This window comes from Roseibium sp. (assembly GCF_048260565.1).
GTDB lineage: Bacteria > Pseudomonadota > Alphaproteobacteria > Rhizobiales > Stappiaceae > Roseibium.
Genome location: NZ_JBLXGP010000001.1, coordinates 543,224 through 563,016 on the forward strand (window position 1 = coordinate 543,224; position 19,793 = coordinate 563,016).

Annotated in this window: 17 protein-coding genes and 2 pseudogenes; 13 read left to right on the forward strand and 6 right to left on the reverse strand. The window is 58.8% G+C overall.

The features are described 5' to 3' along the window. Positions 1 to 132: 132 nt before the first annotated feature. The 3 genes and pseudogenes from ACN0SO_RS02395 to ACN0SO_RS02405 form a co-directional block, all read right to left on the reverse strand. A pseudogene (locus tag ACN0SO_RS02395) lies at positions 133 to 890 on the reverse strand (IS5 family transposase). A gap of 254 nt (positions 891 to 1,144) precedes the next feature. Beyond that, positions 1,145 to 2,944, reverse strand: coding sequence for an NAD(P)-binding domain-containing protein (locus tag ACN0SO_RS02400; RefSeq protein ID WP_417674142.1), 1,800 nt, complete (start codon positions 2,942 to 2,944; stop codon positions 1,145 to 1,147). Positions 2,945 to 3,105: 161 nt separating this feature from the next. Continuing rightward, on the reverse strand, positions 3,106 to 4,851 hold the full coding sequence (locus tag ACN0SO_RS02405) for a sigma-54-dependent Fis family transcriptional regulator (protein WP_417674144.1): 1,746 nt from the start codon (positions 4,849 to 4,851) through the stop codon (positions 3,106 to 3,108). On the opposite strand from ACN0SO_RS02405, the gene ACN0SO_RS02410 reads away from it, so the two are divergent. The 3 genes from ACN0SO_RS02410 to ACN0SO_RS02420 all read left to right on the forward strand — a co-directional run bounded on the left by ACN0SO_RS02410 (position 4,834) and on the right by ACN0SO_RS02420 (position 7,770). Next, positions 4,834 to 5,175, forward strand: a complete 342-nt coding sequence (locus tag ACN0SO_RS02410; RefSeq protein ID WP_417674146.1) for a hypothetical protein — start codon at positions 4,834 to 4,836, stop codon at positions 5,173 to 5,175. The two genes, ACN0SO_RS02405 and ACN0SO_RS02410, sit on opposite strands and share 18 nt — an antisense overlap. 440 nt (positions 5,176 to 5,615) lie before the next feature. Beyond that, positions 5,616 to 6,722: an HlyD family secretion protein gene (locus ACN0SO_RS02415; RefSeq protein WP_417674148.1), complete on the forward strand. Its 1,107-nt coding sequence runs from the start codon at positions 5,616 to 5,618 to the stop codon at positions 6,720 to 6,722. Next, positions 6,712 to 7,770 carry a hypothetical protein gene (locus ACN0SO_RS02420; RefSeq protein WP_417674150.1) on the forward strand — a complete coding sequence of 353 codons (1,059 nt, stop codon included), beginning with the start codon at positions 6,712 to 6,714 and terminating at the stop codon, positions 7,768 to 7,770. Before ACN0SO_RS02415 ends, ACN0SO_RS02420 begins: the two co-directional genes overlap by 11 nt. 40 nt (positions 7,771 to 7,810) lie before the next feature. Here the strand turns inward: ACN0SO_RS02420 and ACN0SO_RS02425 are convergent, their stop codons facing one another. Next, the gene (locus tag ACN0SO_RS02425; RefSeq protein ID WP_417674152.1) at positions 7,811 to 8,746 is read right to left on the reverse strand and encodes a transporter substrate-binding domain-containing protein; all 936 of its coding nucleotides are present in this window, start codon (positions 8,744 to 8,746) and stop codon (positions 7,811 to 7,813) included. Positions 8,747 to 8,755: 9 nt separating this feature from the next. Between ACN0SO_RS02425 and ACN0SO_RS02430 the strand changes: the two genes are divergently transcribed. After that, positions 8,756 to 9,241 (forward strand): hypothetical protein, encoded by a 486-nt coding sequence (locus ACN0SO_RS02430; protein WP_417675052.1) that lies wholly within the window; start codon positions 8,756 to 8,758, stop codon positions 9,239 to 9,241. Between the two features lie 79 nt (positions 9,242 to 9,320). Here the strand turns inward: ACN0SO_RS02430 and ACN0SO_RS02435 are convergent. Next, positions 9,321 to 9,578 (reverse strand): annotated as a pseudogene (locus ACN0SO_RS02435) (SH3 domain-containing protein); the annotation flags it as partial. 334 nt (positions 9,579 to 9,912) lie between these two features. Continuing rightward, entirely contained in the window at positions 9,913 to 11,730 is a 1,818-nt protein-coding gene (locus tag ACN0SO_RS02440) for a tetratricopeptide repeat protein (RefSeq protein ID WP_417674154.1), read from the reverse strand. 577 nt (positions 11,731 to 12,307) lie between these two features. Here ACN0SO_RS02440 and ACN0SO_RS02445 point away from each other — a divergent pair. The 9 genes from ACN0SO_RS02445 (at position 12,308) to ACN0SO_RS02485 (ending at position 19,785) form a co-directional block, all read left to right on the forward strand. Continuing rightward, a complete protein-coding gene (locus tag ACN0SO_RS02445) occupies positions 12,308 to 12,586 on the forward strand; it encodes a hypothetical protein (protein WP_417674156.1) in 279 nt (92 codons plus the stop codon). After that, positions 12,583 to 13,797, forward strand: coding sequence for a CaiB/BaiF CoA transferase family protein (locus ACN0SO_RS02450; RefSeq protein WP_417674158.1), 1,215 nt, complete (start codon positions 12,583 to 12,585; stop codon positions 13,795 to 13,797). Before ACN0SO_RS02445 ends, ACN0SO_RS02450 begins: the two co-directional genes overlap by 4 nt. Positions 13,798 to 13,961: 164 nt before the next feature. Next, positions 13,962 to 14,426 carry a MaoC/PaaZ C-terminal domain-containing protein gene (locus tag ACN0SO_RS02455; protein WP_417674160.1) on the forward strand — a complete coding sequence of 155 codons (465 nt, stop codon included), beginning with the start codon at positions 13,962 to 13,964 and terminating at the stop codon, positions 14,424 to 14,426. Between the two features lie 76 nt (positions 14,427 to 14,502). After that, the gene (locus ACN0SO_RS02460; RefSeq protein ID WP_417674162.1) at positions 14,503 to 14,976 is read left to right on the forward strand and encodes a MaoC family dehydratase; all 474 of its coding nucleotides are present in this window, start codon (positions 14,503 to 14,505) and stop codon (positions 14,974 to 14,976) included. Positions 14,977 to 15,054: 78 nt separating this feature from the next. Beyond that, positions 15,055 to 16,590, forward strand: a complete 1,536-nt coding sequence (locus ACN0SO_RS02465) for an AMP-binding protein (RefSeq protein WP_417674164.1) — start codon at positions 15,055 to 15,057, stop codon at positions 16,588 to 16,590. A 72-nt stretch (positions 16,591 to 16,662) separates the two neighbouring features. Next, positions 16,663 to 16,941 carry a hypothetical protein gene (locus ACN0SO_RS02470; RefSeq protein WP_417674166.1) on the forward strand — a complete coding sequence of 93 codons (279 nt, stop codon included), beginning with the start codon at positions 16,663 to 16,665 and terminating at the stop codon, positions 16,939 to 16,941. Next, positions 16,938 to 17,570 carry a MarC family protein gene (locus ACN0SO_RS02475; protein ID WP_417674168.1) on the forward strand — a complete coding sequence of 211 codons (633 nt, stop codon included), beginning with the start codon at positions 16,938 to 16,940 and terminating at the stop codon, positions 17,568 to 17,570. The genes ACN0SO_RS02470 and ACN0SO_RS02475 overlap by 4 nt, the downstream gene beginning before the upstream one ends. Positions 17,571 to 17,634: 64 nt before the next feature. Next, positions 17,635 to 18,393 carry an enoyl-CoA hydratase-related protein gene (locus ACN0SO_RS02480; RefSeq protein ID WP_417675025.1) on the forward strand — a complete coding sequence of 253 codons (759 nt, stop codon included), beginning with the start codon at positions 17,635 to 17,637 and terminating at the stop codon, positions 18,391 to 18,393. A gap of 60 nt (positions 18,394 to 18,453) precedes the next feature. Beyond that, positions 18,454 to 19,785, forward strand: a complete 1,332-nt coding sequence (locus ACN0SO_RS02485) for a serine hydrolase domain-containing protein (RefSeq protein ID WP_417674170.1) — start codon at positions 18,454 to 18,456, stop codon at positions 19,783 to 19,785. The last annotated feature ends 8 nt before the right edge of the window (positions 19,786 to 19,793 follow it).

Consider the following 19,793-nt stretch of genomic DNA (forward strand, 5'->3'; position numbering starts at 1 on the left):
ACTTATCCATGCCGTGGTTTCGGGTATCGGCCAAGAGACCGGAAATTATTTCCGTAAGCAGATGTTTGGACGCAATTCAGCAGGAAAGCATTCGGTTTCCAAGGTGATATAAATAGGGTCAGGACTCGTTAATCACAGCCAGAAGATGACGGTTGCAGCCAGAGCAATGGCGGAGAAAAAGACGGCTGGTGATCGGTCATATCACGTGGCGACACGACGCCAGTCCTTGAGCCGACCAAACATGACCTCAATGCGGTTGCGACACCTGTATCTTCGCTTGTCGTATATTATCGTTTTGGACCGAGATTTTCGGCCGGGAATGCATGGCTTGATGCCCTTTTGTTGCAATGCATCCCTGAAACGGTCCGCGTTATATCCGCGGTCAGCGAGCATCCACTGAGCTTTTGGCAGTTCATCGAGCAGGGCCGCAGCACTCGTATAGTCGCTGATCTGACCGGCGGTCATGAAGAAACTGAGCGGGCGGCCATTGGCATCGGTCAAGGCGTGCAACTTTGTGTTCAAGCCCCCTTTCGTGCGTCCGACCAGTCGCCCAAGGCCCCCTTTTTTACCCGCAGGCTCGAGGCTGTGCGGTGCGCTTTCAAATAGGTCGCATCGATCATGACAGTCTTCGGATCGGCGTTTTCGGCGGCAAGCCTCTCCATCATTCGTCCAAATACTCCCATCTCGCTCCACCTTTTCCACCTGTTGTAGAGTGTCTTGTGTGGCCCGTATTCCTGTGGCGCATTCCGCCAGTGCAAGCCGTTACGGTTGACGAAGACGATCCCGCTCAGGACGCGCCTGTCATCTACGCGTGGCTTGCCGTGGCTCTTGGGAAAATACGGCGCAAGCCGCGCCATTTGCTCGACTGTCAGCCAATAAAGGTCGCTCAAGATCAGTCTCCTTTACAGAGCCTGCAATGGGTCGTGCCCCTAGGAGTGCCTGTCTCCTGTGTTGAGCCGATATTGTTTCCCAAGCGCCGCAAACGTCCACTTCCTGTTCAGGCGATCAAGTGCGACATACGCGAAGCCCTCCTTTGAATCCTGACCCCGGGGCGCCCAGCCGCATCAAAGGGCCGGGCACGCTGGTTCACCGGAGGTAGTGAAGCTGCGTGCCCGACCTCAAAGTTTGACCGCAAAACGATTGATCAACTCAGGTGGTGGACCTCCTGTAGTCCATAGACCGGTGTCGGGATCCCCTCCATCCGTGCCTTGATCTGCAGCGACAAAAACTGCGAGTAGTGGCGCGACTGGTGCAGGTTGCCGCCGTGCATCCACAGGTTCGGCACCTGCGTCGGCTTCCACATGTTGCGCTGTTCGCCTTCCCAGGGACCGGGATCCTTGGTGGTATCGGAACCCAGGCCCCAGCATTTGCCGAGGGTGTCCGCCATCTCCTGGCCCATCAGGTCTGCCACCCAGCCATTCATCGAGTTGTAGCCGGTGGCGTAGACGACGAGATCGGCGTCGAGATGACTGCCGTCGTCAAGATTGACCCCGGTTTCGTCGAGCGATACGACCTGACCGCGCTTGAGCTTGATCTTGCCGTCGATGATGAGTTGGCTCGCGCCCACGTCGATATAATAGCCCGAGCCGCGGCGCAGGTATTTCATGAACAGGCCGGACCCGTCGTCCCCCCAATCGAGCCAGAAACCGGCCTTTTCCAAACCCTCGTAGAACGCGGCATCGCGTTCCTTCATTTGCGCATAGGCCGGGATCTGGAACTCGTGCAGGATCCGGTAGGGCAGCGAGGCGAAAATCAGATCGGCCTTTTCGGTGGTCACACCGTTGCGGACCGCTTCTTCCGAGTAGAGCGCACCGAGGCCGATTTCCATCAGCGTGTCCGACCGCACGATGTGTGTGGAAGACCGCTGCACCATGGTCACGTCCGCATCGTGTTCCCAAAGTGCGGCGCAGATGTCGTGGGCCGAGTTGTTGGAACCGACGACGACCACCTTCTTGCCGGTCCACTTGTCCGGTCCTTCGTGTTCCGACGAATGCTGCTGCACGCCCTTGAACTTGTCCATGCCGGGGAAAGCGGGCATCCGTTTTTTGCCGGACATGCCGGTCGCCATGACAAGTTGCCTGGGATGCAGCACGACCTCTTCGCCGTCGCGATCCACCACAACGGTCCATTCCCCCGTCTTCACATCGAAGCTGGCGGACTTGGCGGTGGTGCGGCTCCAGTAGTTCAGCTCCATCACCTTGGTATACATTTCCAGCCAGTCGCCGATCTTGTCCTTGGGGGCGAATACCGGCCAGTTCTCGGGGAACTTGATGTAGGGCAGATGATCGTACCAGACCGGGTCGTGCAGGCAGAGCGACTTGTAGCGCTTGCGCCAACTGTCTCCAGGCCGGTCGTTGCGCTCGACGATGATTGTCGGTACCCCGAGTTGGCGCAGGCGGGCGCCGAGCGCGATGCCGCCCTGACCGCCGCCAATGATCAGACAGTAAGGCTGGGTCTTGTAACCGAGTTCGGCAGCCTCGCGTTCACGTTCTTCCTTCCAGGTCTCGCGGTTCTTGCCCGCTCCGTGTTTGGCTCCGAGCGGGCGATTGAAGCCCGCCTGCTCCTCGTATCCCTTCAGCTCGACCATCGTAGTCAGCAGCGTCCAGATCTTGCCGTCCTTCAGGCGCATGAGGCCGTAGCCCCGCGCCGCTTCGGTCTCGAACTGGATCCAGGCGGTGGTGACGCCATCTTCCTCGGTGGGTATTTCACCCTCGGCCAGGAGCCAGTTATCGGGCTTGATCGTGGCAAGCTGGTGCTTCAGCATGTCCTCGACCTGGTCTTTGCCCTCCACCGTCTTGACGTTCCAGGTGAACGTCACAAGGTCGCGCCAATAGCAATCGTCCAGAAACATGTCCCGCGCCTTGGCGATGTCATTCGCGGCCAGCGCGGCGCCGAAACCGTCCAAAAAAGCCTGAGTCCGGCCGGCAACAGTTGTATCGAGCATGTGCTCCTCCCTTTCGTTTTTGGTACCTGTCCTCCAACAGCACCAAGACTATCGAGGGGGGAGCTCCCTCAGGCAACGGCATCCGGCCCCGATACGGGGCAAATACGGATGGTCCCGGCGCGGCCGTTGCGCACGCAACGCTACGCAACGGCCATGTTGCATCAGGCTGGTGGCATCAGGCCCGCCTTGCGAAGGCGCCGCAGCACGGTCGACCGGTTGACGCCCAGCCGCCGTGCGGCCTGCGCCATGTTCCAGCCGCAGGCCGCAAGCAACGCTTCCAAATCGCCGCTGTCTTCGCGTTCCGGCTTGGCCGTCGTCGGCGCAGCGGGCAGATCCGGCAGGTCGACGACCGATCCTTCGGACATGGCAACGGCGACATCCAGTAGTTGTTCCAGTTCCCGGATGTTCCCGGGCCAACTGCGCGATTTCAGCTCGGCCCGAGCTGCAGGGGACAGGTGCAAATCGACTGAGGACCGCCAGCGCAGCAGGCGGTCGATCAGCCAGTCCAGATCGGACCGGTGGCGCAGCGGCGGCAACGCCAGAGTGGCGCCCGCGACACGATAAAACAGGTCGTCGCGGAGAATGCTCGACAACTTAGAGGCGGCACAGCGGCAGGACGCCACGACGCGAAGATCGGGCCGCTTATCCAGCAGCGTCAGCAGGGCGGCTTGCCCGTCCGGCGACAAGTCTTCGATTCCACGCAGGAACAACGTGCCGGGCGCCGCATCGGCAAGAGACCCGACCGCACCCGGCCCGGTACAGCGGATGGCGTGAAAGCCGCGGTCCTTGGGGCCGGTCACATGAATGGCGCGGGCCAGTCGCTCCTTGCCGGTACCGGTCTCGCCCGTGATCAGCAACGGCACCTGTGTCGGCGCCAGACGTGCCGCCTGTTCCAGAAGACGTCCCAGCACCGGATCTGCCCCGGCGAGGCTTCCCAGCGCTCCGGGCAGGGCCGTTTCCCGCTGCCTGAGTGCAGAGATCATCTGTGGCGTCTGAGGTGCGATGGCATGGCCGAACAGGCGGCGCCCGTCCTTCAGCCGCAACACCCGCTCTTCGGCGGGCCGTCCGCGCATGAGGTCCGGCAGGTCGTCTATCGACAACTCCAGCCAGTCGTCGATCCGCGTATCGATAAGGTTGCCGCCGACCTCGGGGTCCAGGGCTCTTCGCGCCCCCGATGTCATGCCGACAATCCGGCCGGACCCGTCGAGCGCAACGGCGGCTTCGGGATCGACCTCCAGGAACTCGGGACTGGTCGAGAAGCGCAGCACCCATTCCCGCCGGGTCATCGCCATCAGGTTGGCCATCTCGACCCGCCGCGCCGAGGCGGTCACCAACCCCATGGCGAGGTTCTGCGAGGATTTCGGCGAAGGCGAGCGCAAGAGCGAGATGTCGAGCACCGCGGAAAACTCGCCCTTGGTATCGAAGATCGGGGCCGCGGTGCAGGACAGCGGTGTATGCGCAAGCCCGAAGTGGTCGCTCTGATGGATGGTGACAGCTTTGCCGGTGACGATGCAGGACCCGACACCGCTGGTGCCCGCCAGGTCCTCGGTCCAGTTCGAGCCGAGGTAGAGTCCGGCCTGGCGCAATTGGTCCTCGAAGCGCGGATCGCCGAAAAAATCGACGCAAACCCCCTTTGCATCGGCAAGGAGCAGGACATAGTTCTGTCCCGCGACCTGTTGGAAAAGGGTCTGGAGGCCCGAGCGTGCCGTGGCGATGAGCCGTTCCGACTGCTCGCGGTGCTCGCGCAGCTCGGACTCCGTAACGACATGAGCCGGGTCCGGTCGCGAGGGATCCATGCCATAGGTCTGAACGCAACGCCGCCAGCTCTCCGCGACCAGACTGTCGCGCCCGGTTTCCACCCCACGCAGCACACGGTCGATTTCATCGACATGTTCGAGATCAAGCATCGCGTCCTCCCAACGGTTGCCCGTAGCCAGGATAGCGTGTTCACCGGTTCCGCGCCATGCGACCTTGATCGGCATCGTGGGCACGATCAAAAGCAGTCGTACTCAAAAATACGCAAGGTCGTTGGAGCAGATCGCCCTTCGCAGGCGGAAGAAATCTTCATGGAAGACGGTGTGCAACTGCTGGAACTTGCCCGCAACGCAAGCCAGTTATTCGCTCGTCAGACACCGCACGAGAAGAAACGACTTCTGAATTTGTTATTGTCGAACTGTGATTGGTACCGGGGAGAGACCAAGGCGAACTTCAGGCAACTTTTGATCTTTTGACTGAAACGACGGCAGCTGCGGCAAAGGAGCAGGCTTTTGGAACCGCGATTTCTCCTGAGCATACAGTTTGGCTGGGGAATCTGGAAACTCAGCTAATTGAAATAAGTTATTGATATACCGACATAAAGTATCTTTACGGAGCCCGGAGAGGACCGTATCAGTGCCGCGGTTTCGGGTATCAGTCAAGAACTTCTGCTCTTTGAGTGTAAAGTGTTGGTCATTGGCATTTTTCCGGGAAAGATAAGCATCGGCGGCAAGCAACGGGTTCTTGCCTTGTCTAGACGTTCCAAGCGACAAACGTTAGGACTTGGACCGCCTTCAAGTACAAGGCTGGACCCATGCCTCATCAATAACGGGGTGCCGGGTTTCGCAGGTATTGTTGGTTGGACCGATAGTGGCGGCACCTCTGCTTTTCGAACACGGACACATGAGAATGCGAAATGGCTGACGGTGCCGACGATGATGAGGTGGAAAAGGCGCGTTCCGGTCTCGCGGGGTTAAGGCGTCTCACGCTTCTTGCGATCGGAATCGCAATTGTTCTTTTTGTCTACTTTGTTGCTGCCGATCGCACCACTCCTTTTGCCGGCGATGCTCAGGTGCAGGGCTTTATTCTTCGGGTGGCGCCTGAGGTGAATGGCCATGTTGCCAATGTGGCTGTCAGCGAAAATCAGGTTGTCGACGAGGGCGATCTGCTGATGCAGATTGACCCGACGCCTTTTCGGATTGCGGTACGCCAGGCGGAGGCACGTCTCGCCTTGGCAGGACAAAGCGTCGGAGCTTCGACTGCATCGGTCGAAGCCGCTGCTGCCCGTCTTGAAGAGGTGCGCGCCACAGCCGTCAATACGCGGGCCCAGAGCGAACGCGTATTGGAACTCGTCCAGCGCGGGATCTACGCACAGGCAAGGCGGGACAGCGCTGTTGCCGCCATCGAAGAAGCGAATGCCGCGGTGCAGAGCGCGGAGGCCGATCTTTCCCGGGCACGGCGCGAGCTTGGGCCGGAGGGGGAAACCAACCCCCAAATTCAGGAAGCGTTATCAGCGCTTGAAACAGCCCGGTATGAGTTGTCTCGAACAGAAATCGTGGCGCCAGGTCGCGGAGTTGTAACGAACCTGCAGCTGACAGCAGGGCAGGCGGTGTTGGCTGGCCGGCAGGTGATGACGTTTATTGGCGTCGAAGCCGTCTGGTTGCAGGCGTTCTTGCGTGAAAACAGCCTCGGTGTTCTGGCTCAGGGACAAGAGGCAGAGGTCGTCCTGGATACACGTCCGGGAGAAATCTTCCGGGCCAAATTGCAAAGCGTCGGCTGGGGCGTCGGCAATAGCAATGTTGACCAGGGGACCGGACTGCCAAAATCGCAACCTGTAAGCGGTTGGCTGAGCGATCCGCAGCGGTATCCGGTCCAGCTTGTTTTCGAGGATGGGCATGTCCCGGAGGGCGTGCGTTACGGATCTCGCGCAGCGGTGATCATATATGCAAGCGACAATGCTTTCATGAATATGATCGGCTGGCTTCGGATCAGACTGATATCGTGGCTGACCTATGTCTCCTGATGTCGGCAGGGCACATGTTCGCCAGGGTCTGAGGCTGGCTGTTGCGGTCACGATCGGACTGTCTGTTGAAGTCCTCAGGGATGCGGCCTTGCCGTTCCTGGCGCCAATGGTTGCATTACAATTGCTTGCGGCCTCTCCGTTCGTTCCGACGATTGGAGCCGTCGCACTTCTGCTTGTGGTCGCGTGTGGAACGGCCATTCTGGTCTACGGGGTCGCAACTCTGACCCTTTCGATTCCAGGCGTCTATGTAATCGGGATGCTGCTGCTCTATCTCTGGGGTTTTGCCCTGTGCTTCATCCCGCGCTTCCGCTCGGCCGGATCGTTGGCGGTGACGATCATTGTGATCGTGTCCTCACTGGCAACAGCTTCAACCGGGCTGGCGCTCGGCCTGGTCAGCGAGCTTGTGCTTGCGGTGCTTGGGGGCATCGCTCTGATGTTTTTCGCTCACGCCGTTTTTCCGAATCCGCCGGACTATACCGCTCCGGCTCCATCGCTTGCCGCTGAAGAGGCTGCGCGAATTCCGCCTATTGCCCGCGCGGTGCTGGCGACGATCATAATGCTGCCATTGCATCTTTCCCTGACATCGGACGGTGTTCCGGCAATCGTTGTTCTGATGACGACCGCCACCTTACTGCGCCAGCCTGGCGTCGCTCAGTTGCGGCAATATGCGGTGGCGTTTGGACTGGGAAACCTGCTGGGTGGCGTACTAGCGACGGTTTCGGCATTTCTGTTCCACCTGCATGGCGAGTTTTTGTTGCTCGTGGCGGTGACCGCGGCAACGTCGCTTTTCCTGTCTACCTGCTTTATCGCGACCGATCGGTGGGGGCCGGTTTATTTGCCCGGCTTTGTTACCTACGTCACGCTTTTCGGCCTGACCCTGTCCAGTCTCCCTATGGGGTCGGAAGTTGCTGTCTTGCCGCGTGTTTTGCAGATTGCAGCCGCTGCTGTCTATGTTTTTGCAGCTGTCAGCCTGCTCCTTCCGCTGATCAATCGTTTCTTGAACCATCCGCAACTTTCAAAGAACCGAATTGACACCTCAACCGCGTGAGGCGAGCGGTTGCGGGGGGCGGGCGGGATGGGAAAGCAATCTATTGTGCCTTCTCGTCGGTCCCGGCGCCCGTCTCCTCCGCACCGGGATCGTAGCCTTCCAGGTTGTCCAGCCACTCGCTGCCTTTAAACCAGTAGGCGGTCATGTCGCCCAACGCCCCGTTTGCCTTGTTTTCAACGATCCAGGCATTGAGGAAGTTGAGCAGGCGCGGACTGTCGGGACGAACCGCCATGGCTTGGACCGTCGACAGGAGTGGAGCCGGTTCCATCGCGTAGCGGTCAGGATCCCTGGAAACGATGAAGGTCGGGTAGGGCGTAGGCGCGATGAGCCCCTGTACGGTTCCGTCGAGAAAGGCATCGCGCAGGAGCCCGTTGTTATCGAAATTCACGATCTCGGCGGCCTGAAATACGGTCGATGCGGCATATTCAGCGAGCGACTCCCAAGCAACTCCGATTTTCATGCCTTTTATGTCATACCCTTTTTCAGCCGCTCCCGCGGGTAGGTTGGTCTTGTCCACGACGACGGTAAAATCCGTCGTAGCGTAGGGAGAAGAGAAAAATACGTCCCGGGCCCTTTCCGCAGTAACCGTCACGCCGGAGATAACCACGTCCACCTTGCCTGCGTTCAGGCTCTCGGGCAAATCGTCGTAGGGGACTTCTACGAATTCGGCGGGCACGCCGAGTGCGTCACTCACGCTCGTCGCCACATCGATTTCGAAGCCGATACGCGCACCGGTTTTGTCCGTTGCCAACCAGGGAACCAAACTTTCCGCGGCAACGCCAACCCGCAGGTTGCCTCTCGACAACGCGTCTTGCAAGGCATCGGCCCTGGACTTCGACGCTGTAGCAGGCAGGAGGAAAAGCGCTGCCGCAAACATGGATATCATCTTGTTCATCTGCGTAGTTCCTTCACAAAAGGACAGGCGATCATCTGCGGCGACCTCCGCCACCGCCGCGAGGTCTTCCGCGATTGCCACCGCCAGGTCGTGCGCCTGGTCTGGGGCGAAAATTCGGAGGCCTGGCGTTGGGGCGCGATGGTCGCGACGGGCGCACTGTCGGTCGGCCGGGGCGCTGCGGGCGAGCGCCGGGCGGTCTGTTGCCTGGAGGCCGAAACCCCGGAGGTCTGTTGCCAGGTGGGCGGAATCCGGGTGGCCTCTGACCCGGTGGCCGGAACCCCGGAGGTCTGTTTCCCGGCGGACGGAAGCCGGGGGGTCTTTGACCCGGTGGCCGGTAGCCAGGCGGTCTGTTTCCTGGAGGCCGGAACCCCGGAGGCCTGTTGCCAGGTGGACGGAATCCGGGTGGCCTCTGACCTGGTGGACGGTAGCCAGGTGGTCTGTTTCCCGGAGGCCGGAATCCGGGCGGCCTGTACCCTGGCGGCCGGTAGCCGGGCGGCCTGTGTCCTGGCGGTCGATAATTGGGGGGGCGGAAGGACGGCGGTCGTGGCCGGTAGATCGGATAATTTCTCCAGATAAGCGGAAGGCCGATATAGACACCGGATGAAAGGAGTGGGCGCCCGTAGTAGTCGCCACTGCCTGCGTAACTCAGGTACTTGCCGGAGGCCCAGCCTCGTTGACCCGTATAGTTGATGTCGCACCAGTTGTAATTTTCGGTGCACTGGTAGACGGTCACGCTACCACCCTGAGGAATTGTGCCGACGACCTGATAGTTCGTGCCCGGACCCGCGCGGTAGTTCAGATTTGTCGTCGCGGTGGCCTGGTAAGCCGCCGCTGCTGCCGCGATCAAGAAAAAATGACCTGCCAGGAATATCAGTAGCCCGGCGCAAACTCTTCCTGCACTGACTCCCTGCATTCTCACTCTCCAATTCGCTATCGCTACGGCAGTTTGGCCAAAAATTCATCGGGTACAATGAGATTGATCAAATAATTCCATGGGAACTGAAGACCCGTGAATTGCGGACGCGTGTTTGTTTCCGGAAGTGATGGGCTTTGCGAATGTGATAATTCGCACTTGGGCAGCGAAGACACTCCAGCAATTTTGCAAAGTCTTTCCGCAAAATTCCGGGCGCTTGTGTTTAATCGCTGTGCCCGTATGCCCCCCCTCTAGGCGCCAGCCCCATCTGTCGAAATGCCTTCTGGAAGAGGTTTCCGGGAAGGGCGACCCGCCTCAGTCTATAGAGGGAACATCAACGGGAAGCAGAATTCTGCTTGGACGCAATCGCATGGGCATGCTTGAGACCCGCAACAAGCGCGTCGAGCAGGGCCGGGTCAAGCTTGTGCACTTCAAACGCTGCCCGCGGATCCTCGGCCAGAAGGGGCCAGCGCTCCTCCGCCATTTCAAGGTTCTCCCGGGTGGCAAGCCGGTTTCCAAGTTCTGCGTGAGCAATGGCAAGAAACGCATAGGTCACGCCCATTCCATCGACTGCGGCAAGATTGGCAGCAGCGAGCATGTCCTTCCATTGCCTCTTCATCAGGTGGCTTAGTGCCAGCATCTGGTAGTAGCGAGGCGCGGGCGACACGGAACGTTCTATTGCACGATCCAGCAGAGGGACCGCTTCCGAAAAACGGCCTCGCATACCAAGCATGAACCCCAGGTTGCCGATTGTTTCGGGATCGTTCGGGTTTGCCTCGACGGCCTGCCGAGCGTAGTCGATTGATCGTTCGAAGTTGCCGTCGTAGTGCTCAATGTGCGACATCGCCTTAAGGGCATCGGTGTCTTTGGGGTTCAGGCTGAGCGCGCGGGTTGCCGCTTCGCGTGCTGGGACGAGTGCCTCATTGACAGGCAACTCCTTGTCATAGCCGAACCGGACAGCATCGTTACGCAGGTAGGCCAACATTGCCCACGCCCGCGCATATTCAGGATCTTTTTGCACGGCCTCTTCGAGGCAAGCCCGCGTTTTCAGGTATTCCTCCAAACGAAGTGTGCGGCGGTAGATCTCGGCACGGGCAACACAGGCATAGCTGCTTAGGCTTGGGTTGGATTCCTGGGAAATAAGAAATTGCTTTAGTTCGCTCCTGACGATGCCGTACTGTTGGCCGACCACCGAGGCGACACGGGAGGATATTTCGTCCTGAATGTCGGCGATGCTTCGCTCGTTGGCTCCGATCTTGTAGCGGTGACTCCACAGAACCCTGGCATCTTTGTTGCGCACGAGCTCGGCGCGGACGAGCAGGTCACCATCTTCCCGCCACACAGAGCCATTCAAGACAAACTGCGTCAGTGAGTGAAGCCTTGCCGCTTCCGACGGGCCGGGACCAGCCGTGCCTTGACGTGCCATCAGATAGACACGAAGGTCCGGGAATTTCAAAAGAGCCGCAGTGATTTCCTGCGACAGGCCCGCAGCGAGGAGCGACGCCAGGTTGTCGTTGGTTCCTCGCGCCTCGAAGCCTTCAACCAGGATCCCGGCGCCATCAACAGGCAAGTCCGAGTCGGCAAGCGTACGCTCGCCAGGCCTGTAGCCCCAGAAAAGCGCGAGCGCCGCAACACAAAGAAGCACCGTGACAATCAGCGCGAGGTGAAGATGCTTGCGACCGGGTTGTTTCTCGGACAGCCCTATAGAGGCTGTATTTGCCGTGACGAGTTCATCTGGAACCGCGGCAGAAACGCTGGCTAGGGGAAGCTCCTCGACTTGCTCGGCTGTGTTCAGCTTTGAAAATCTTGGAATGTAATGCCCCTTTGGGATGCTGATCCGCACAGGGGCATCCCGGCCGGCATCGGCATAATAGTGGTCAAGATCGCGGCGGAGCTTTCTGGCTTCGAGCCGGACCACCGGATCCGTTTGCTGGTCAAAATCCGATCCTCGATCAAAAACGGCCATCGCTATGGTCGTGGCCTTCAGCCCGGACGCACGGCCGGCAAGCGCCTCCTCAACGATGTATGTCAGCAATTCGCGGCGGCGACTGCTGGCTTGGAAATCGGCATAATCAAGAATTAGGTCGAGCTGCCGCCGGATATCGGCCTCGTCCAGAGACGGGTCATCGGATACTTCGGGGCAAAATGTCATTTTGGACTAATCACGGTGACGAAAATGCTCAGCAACAAACCTAGCAAATTACCAAGCGGAAAGTAAGCTGCGAAAATGTGAAAACATGGAAACAGGACAACATGTCCCAAATTTATCCGGAATTGTTTCCACATATCCGTTCAACGAGTCTGTAGCGCCCTAAATCTCGGCGGGAGCAGCTTTGTTGAAGACAAATTCTTTAATCGGAATAGGGCCCTTCCGGGTATGTGCAAATAGAGACTAAAGTTGCGTAAAACAGATTAGTTTCGGGGTCGGGACACCGTTTTCTACTCAAACGTGCGCGCTTGAAAGTCCCGGGTTTTGAGATAGGTCTGCTTCCAATCGAGGGATGCAGACGATGAAGCGATCCAAGTGCTCCGAAGGACAGACCATCGGAGCTTTGTGGATCAAGCACAAACGATTTTCTCTCTCAGTTTCGGACAACGTAAGTAGCGACCCGAAAATCTTTTATTGAAGGCAAACCCTCGAGTTTGCGCGAAACTCCTCATGTAGCAACATGTAGCAACATACCCACACACGACACATCGTGCTGACCTCTGCACAGGAGCAGCACCGGATGACAAACAAGTTCCTGCGAAATTTTTTAGATCGGTTTCCCGACCGGGAAAGGGAGATAGCGTTGCTGGAACGCGACAATCCCGACTTTCGGTCGATTTGCGAGGAAATTGAGATAGCTGAAATTGCCTTGGCGCGATGGAAGGAAATTCCGCTACGCGCCTTGGAATACCAGGCGATTCTCGATCGGCTCGAGGCCGAATTTTTTGAGCACCTGTCGAGCGATCCGCGCCAAGACAAGTGCACTTCACCGAATGCATCAGGAGAAATTATCAGATGACTGGAGTTCTTGACGGTATCAGAGTGATCGAGGTTGCCGGTATGGCCGCGTGCCCCTCAGCTGCGGTAATGCTCGCCGACCTCGGCGCAGAGGTGATCAAGGTCGAACCGCCCTCGGGCGACATGTGGCGCATGGGACACATGGTAAAGGGCATGCCGCCCAGCGACGTGCCCTACACCACCTTCATGCAAAACCGTACCAAGAAATCCGTGGCGCTGAATCTCAAGGATCCTTCGGCACAGGAAGTGCTTCACAAGCTGGCCGCGTCTGCGGACGTGTTCCTGACCAACTCGCCGCGCAAGGTGCAGCGAGAGTGCGCGCACACCTACGACGTGATCAAGGAGCTCAAGCCCGACATCGTCTATGCCTGGATCAACGGTTTCGGCATGGCGGGGCCGGATACCGACGCGCCGGGCTTTGACATGACGGCCTATTATTCCCGCACCGGTACAGCTGACGAACTCAGCCCAAAAGGTAGTGGCCCGTCCGCACCTCCGGTGGGATTCGGCGACCTGGCTACCGCGATCGCGCTTTGCAACGCGGTGATGACGGGTCTGTTTCACAAGGAGCGCACGGGCAAGGGGTCGTTCGTTGCGACATCGCTGATGAATGTCGGTCTGTGGCAGAACTCGACCTTTGTTCAGGCTGCTCTGGTTGGCGCGCCGCCCATGCAGAAGTTCCATCGCACCGAGTGGCCAAACCCCGTCAACGGTGGTTTTTTCAAGACCAGCGACGACCGTTACGTTCAGATCGTTGAACTTAACCCGAATAACTTTGCCAACCTCTGCGACGCGTTCGGTGCAAGCGAGGCGAAGGACGATCCGCGTTTTGCGACACCCAAGGCGCGGGACGAGAACTCGGCCGAACTTTTTGCTGCAATGGACAGGATCGTTGGTCAGCATGATCTCGCCACGGTGAAGGCCCGACTGAAAGAGTACCATGTGAATTTCAGCCCCGTGCAGACCACGGCTGAGGACGTCACGGACGAGCACATGATCGCAAATGGCTGCTTCCCGGAGGTCGAAGGCGCGGGTGGCCACAAGACGGTCGATAGCCCGATCTATGTCGAGGGTGAGGGCATCGGAAAAGTCCCGCCGCGCAAGGCGCCGGAAGTGGGCGAGCACACCGCCTCAATCATGGCGAACCTCGGCTACTCCGAAGACCAAATCAAGGAGATGGCAGAATCCAAGGCGATCCGTGTGCATGGATAATCCCGACGGTTCGATAGGATCAAAGGGCGTCGGGGGCCGCAACGCAGTGTGAAAGCCTGCCCCCCGATACCAATCATATTTTGTTTCGATAATAGCGATCATCGATCTCGCCTGCTCCTTGGGCGCCGTTCGATCCCAGAAACTACCGATTGGAAGGAAAGAAGATGGCAGACGAGGAAAACAAGTTTTTCGAGGACTTCGAGATCGGCGAGTCCTACATGACCGCCGCACGCACCATCACGGAAACGGATGTTGTGATGCATGCGATGCATTCCGGCGACTGGCAGCCCCATCACACCAACGAGGAGTTCGCCAAGACGCAGCCGTTCAAGACCCGGCTCGCGCATGGCAACATGACATTCTGCATCAGCACCGGTCTGATCTTCCAGTCCGAGTCCCAGAATCCGAACGTGATGGCCTATGGCTACAACAAGATCCGCTACCCGAATCCGGTCTTCCCGGGCGACACGATCAAGGTCGAGGTAAAGATCACCGAGAAAAACGATCACCCCAAGCGTCCCACACACGGCATCATCATTCAGACCGAAACGACCACGAACCAACGTGACGAAACCGTCGCCTACGTGGAGCACGCACTTTACGTCACTCGACGTACCCCTTCGTCGTGACCAACCGCAAGGTGTGGGATCTCGTACGTCCACGACTCGCCCTCTAGAGGTGAGGTTTCCCAGAGAGAAAGTAATCATGGCCAAAGGCTCGACTTATAAAGAAGTCCCCAAATTCTACGAAGATTTCGAAATCGGCGAGACGCGCATGACCGCCGGCCGCACGATCACAGAGGCCGATATCGTGATGCACGCGATGCATTCCGGAGACTGGATGCCGCATCACACGGATGCGGAATGGTGCAAGACCCAGCCATTCAAAAAGCCGATTGCCCACGGCAACGCAACATTTTCAATCAGCACCGGTCTGACCATTCAGGGTGAGCCGCTGAACCCGCATGGCATGTCCTACGGCTACGACAAGATTCGCTATCCTCATCCCGTTTATGCCGGTGACACGATCACCGTCGAAGTCAAGGTGATTTCGAAGAAGGACCATCCCAAGAGCCCCGATCATGGAATCGTGACCGAGGCGAAAACGACGTTCAACCAGAACGGGGATTGTGTCTGTTACGCGGAGCACGCGATTTACGTGGAAAAGAAAAAGACTTGACAACCTGGATACAGAGGCAAGAGTTTGACAGGTTCTCCAAAAGATAAGCCCACATCAAAGGCCAACGGGTTTCACGGAATGGATGTGGTCTGGCTGCTCGACCAATGGGCCGAGCGGCAGCCGTACAAGACGTTCCTGATCTGGGTGCCCTTCGACGGCGCGGAACGCAGCTGGACCTATGCCGAACTGGCGCGGGATGCCAGGCGGTTTGCGTCAGGATTGCACGCGCGAGGTGTCGGGAGCGGCGATTTCGTTCTCATGCATCTCGACAATTCGCCCGACTTTCTGATCGCCTGGTTCGCTTGTGCCTATCTCGGCGCCGTACCCGTCACGACCAACACGAGATCCGTCACCGAGAACGTCAATTACTTCGCGGAAGTGATGAAACCTGTCTGTGCCATCACGCAGCCATCGCTGGCGAAAATGGTACGTGAAGCCTGTGGCCCGGACACGCCGATGATCGTCTCCGGCGATGCTGGGGATTTTGATGCGGATGCACTCGACGCAGCTGTCTTTGCAGACGTCTTCGGCGACGGATCCGTTCCGGACATATCGACAGACTGTGACCGGAATTTCGCCGTTCAGTTCACCTCCGGCACCACGTCCCGGCCCAAGCCCACGGTCTGGACAAACGCCAACGCCCTTTGGGGCGGCAAGTGCATGGCGATGAACCTGCGTCTGCGGCGCGACGATGTCACGCTGATCTACATGCCGCTTTTCCATGCCAACGCCCAGATTTCCCTACTCACGGCGCTCTGGTCGGGCGGGACGATTGTCGTGCACCCGAAATTCTCGGCGTCGCGGTTCTGGGACACCTGTGCCGCCTACGGTGTCACCTGGGTGTCGATGATCCCTTTCGCCTTCAAGGCGCTGAGCGGACGTCCTGTGCCTGACCACAAAGTGCGCACGTTGATCGGGCTGGCGCACTTGCCGGAGGCCGAAAAGGAGTTCGGAGTTCAGACGATGGCGCTTTGGGGCATGACGGAAACACTGACCGCCTGCATCGTCACGGATGCGGATCATACCGGTCCTGCCGGGACGATGGGCCGTCCGTCTCCGTTTTATGAGGTGGAGGTGCGCAAGCCCGACGGCACTTTGGCAGGACCGGGGGAAGAAGGATTGTTGTTCATCCGCGGAGAGCGCGGCGTATCCCTCTTCAAGGAGTATTACGAAAATCCGGAAAAGACCGAAGAGGCATTCGACAGGAGTGGTGCGCTCGACACAGGCGATCGGGTTCGTATCGACGAGGATGGCTGGATGTTCTTTGTTACCCGGGACAAGGACATGCTGCGGGTCGGTGGCGAGAACGTAGCGGCTCTGGAGATCGAAACCGCCATTCTTGAGACCGGTTTGGTGATGGAATGCGCAGTGGTCGCGCAGAAACACTACATGCTCGGCGATGTTCCCGCCGCCTTTGTGTCGGTAAGCGAAACCGGGAAAGGTCTTTCGGAAGAGGACCTTGGCAACCGGATTGTCGCGCATTGCCGTGAAAAACTCGCGGACTTCAAGGTGCCAAGGTCAGTGCATGTCGTGGACGATTTTCCCCGTTCGACACTGGATCGGATTGCCAAGAACAAGCTGCGGGACCGGCTGCCGCCGATCGAAACCGGGTAACCATCGCATGGACAGGTCTTTCAATCGGCCAATTTGCTTTCAGCAGTTGGGGTCCGGCACAGAGGAAAAGAGATGCTGAATGTTGTTTTCTCTGCGGTGATGGTGGGCCTACCTGCGGCTGGCGGCGCCTATCTTTTCGTTAACCCGGGCGGCAATCGCGATGTATCAGCCGGTGTCGCCCTTGTCCTGTATGCAGCGGTGTTGGCAGCGGCGTTCGCATTTATGCTGCCCGACGGAAAGTTAGTGACCGGAAATTTCCAGCTGAAGATGCCGGGCGCGTTTTTTGCCGGATGCGTGATTGGCGCAGTAATCGGCGCTCTGAAACGCAAAAAAAGCGAGGTAAGTTCATGAGTTGGGTAGAGATTGCCGTCCTTTTATTCGTCACGATCGGCCCGGTGCGCGCCTCGCTTGTTTATCTGGGGCTGACGAAGTCGGCAGACGCCGAATTGAAACGGGCCATCGCCTTCCGGACGGTCACGGTCTCGACTGTGATCTGCGTCGTTTTTGCGCTTGTCGGGGCGGCTATTCTGGCGGGACTGAAAGTCAGCACGGAGGCCCTGTTGATTGCCGGAGGGGCCATTCTCTTCATCTTCGCCCTCAATCTGATCCTTGCTGAAGACAAGGACCAGGCGTCGGACGGTCCGCCACCGGCCCCGTCCCTGGATGTCGCGACGTTTCCGCTCGCGGTGCCTCTCATGGCATCTCCGCATGGGCTCGTGGCCATCGTTGCAATCGAAGCAACCCTGCAAGGTGTTGCGGACGCCGCGATTTTTGTCGCACTCATTTTGGGGGTCATGGCGATTAATCTCGGCTTTCTGCTGGCTGCCGACAAGATTTTTGCAAAGATCCCCCCCGCGATCCTGAAAATTTTCCTGCGCATCGTCGGCCTGCTGCTTTGCGCGCTGGCTGTTCAGCTGATCATCTTCGGGCTTGATGGCCTCGGGCTGATCCCGAACCCGGACATCGAACTCAACGGTTAAGCCGAAGAGCGGCGAGACACCCAACTCTGTTCAAGGAGACACCGTATTGGCCGACTACAAGTACATGCTGACCGAGCGCAAGGGAAACGTCGGGATCGTTACCTTCAACCGTCCCGAAGCGATGAATGCGCTGAACGAAGAAGTGGAAGTGGAAGTCACGGATGCCCTGAAAGCATTTGATGCGGACGACAGCATCGGCTGCATGATCCTTGCCGGCGGGGACAAGGCTTTTTGTGCCGGTGCCGACCTCAAATGGATTGCATCAAAGGAGTTCCCGGAGGCCTTCCGGACCGACATGGCAGCCTATCTGGACCAGGTCGCCGAGTTGCGCAAACCGGTCATCGCGGCTGTACGTGGTTACGCCTTTGGAGGGGGCACGGAGATTTCGCTGATGTGCGACATGATCCTGGCCGACACGACGGCCAAATTCGGTCTCACAGAGGTTACGTTGGGCGTTATCCCGGGCGGCGGCGGGACGCAGCGCATGGCCCACCGGATCGGTAAGTACAAGGCGATGCGTTATATTCTGACCGGTGACTGGATCGACGCAGAGGAAGCCGAACGGATCGGTCTGATCACGCAGGTCGTTGACGATGGCAAACTGATGGACGAAGCGTTGGCGCTCGCCACCAGGATTGCCAACAATCCGCGGCTGTCGGTTCTTGCAGGCAAGGAAGTTGTAAACCAGCAAGCCGAAATGCCGATTACCGAGGGACGCAAGGTCGAGCGCCGCTTGTTTCATGCGCTGTTCGGCACGCCGGACTTCAAGGAAGGAACGGCCGCTTTCGCAGAGAAGCGCAAGCCCAATTACACGAAATACTGATCATAGGAATTCATCTGGCGGTACGCAGTATTCGTTACCTGTCAAATCCGGGAGACCATGGTGCAAAACTGGATCAACCATTTCAAAAGCAACTGCAAATATGCCCTGCTGGGCACTCTCTTGCTTTCAGCCACGCCAATTGCCGCTCAGGACCGAACACCGCTTGACGAGTTTGTCGATGGCTTTCCGATAGAACTCGAAAAGGCAACGCGCGAAGCCGATTACAACGAGCTTTTCCGCGGCGGCGACCCGTCAGCCTATTTCAACATGCGCGTATCGGAGTTCCTGCCGACGGCCATCCTGCCGTCGCGTACCGGGACGATGCCGCTGGCCGAAAACCACATGCCCCGGATCGGCGAGGTGACAGCCGAGCTGATGGAAGCCAGTACGCTGGAAGGGCCGCTGTCGCTGGACACCTTTCTGGACCGGCACCAGGGCGCCCAGGCATTTTTGGTCGTGCACAAGGGCCAGGTGGTCTACGAGAAGTATCCGCGGATGAGGCCCGAGGATCATCACCTGTGGATGTCCTGCGCCAAGCCGATGGCCAGCCTGGTGATCGACCAGCTGATCAGCGAGGGCAAGATCGATCAGAACGCGCCGATCACTGACTATCTGAACGACTTCAAGGGCACGCCATGGGACGGCGTTACCACGCGCGACGTGATGGACATGGGCTCGGGCATGGATCTCGAGGATACCACCGAGTCCCGCTTCGATCCCGAGAACATCGCCCGGCGGGTTTATGAATCCGAGTTTGGCTTTCCCAACGAGATCCACGGCGTTGAGAAGCTGCGCGACGTGCTGCGCGGCACCCCGAAGCTGGAGGAGCCGGGTCAGGCCTTCCACTACGCCTCCGGCCTGACCCAGATGCTGGTCTTCCTCGCCGAAGCGGTGGAGGGCGATCGCTGGGCCCAGATTTTCGATCGCCGTGTCTGGTCGAAAGTCGGTGCCGAGGGGGCGCTGCAGATCCACCTGACCCCCGACGGGATTGCCGCCGTGCACGGGCTGATATCGAGCAACCTTCGCGACTTCGCCCGCTTCGGCATGCTCTACACGCCGAGCTGGGACAAGACTGCCACCGAGAAGGTGGTGACGGCCGAGATCCTGGCCCGCATCCACGACGAAGTGCGTAGCCACAAGTTCATCATGGCTGGCTTCGACGGCCCGGAATTCGCCGACCGCGTCGGCACGGACGACTTCATCGGCAACAGTCGACAGTGGGACCTGGTCTGGCCCGACGGCGACATGATGAAATTCGGGTTGATGTCGCAGGGTCTCTACGTCTCGCCCTCGCGTGACCTGGTGATCGTCTACTTCAATGTCAGCGATCAGGACCTATCCGCTCACCGTTTCGTCCGCCCGATCGCAACCTCGGGCCTGTTCGACGAGTGACAACTGTT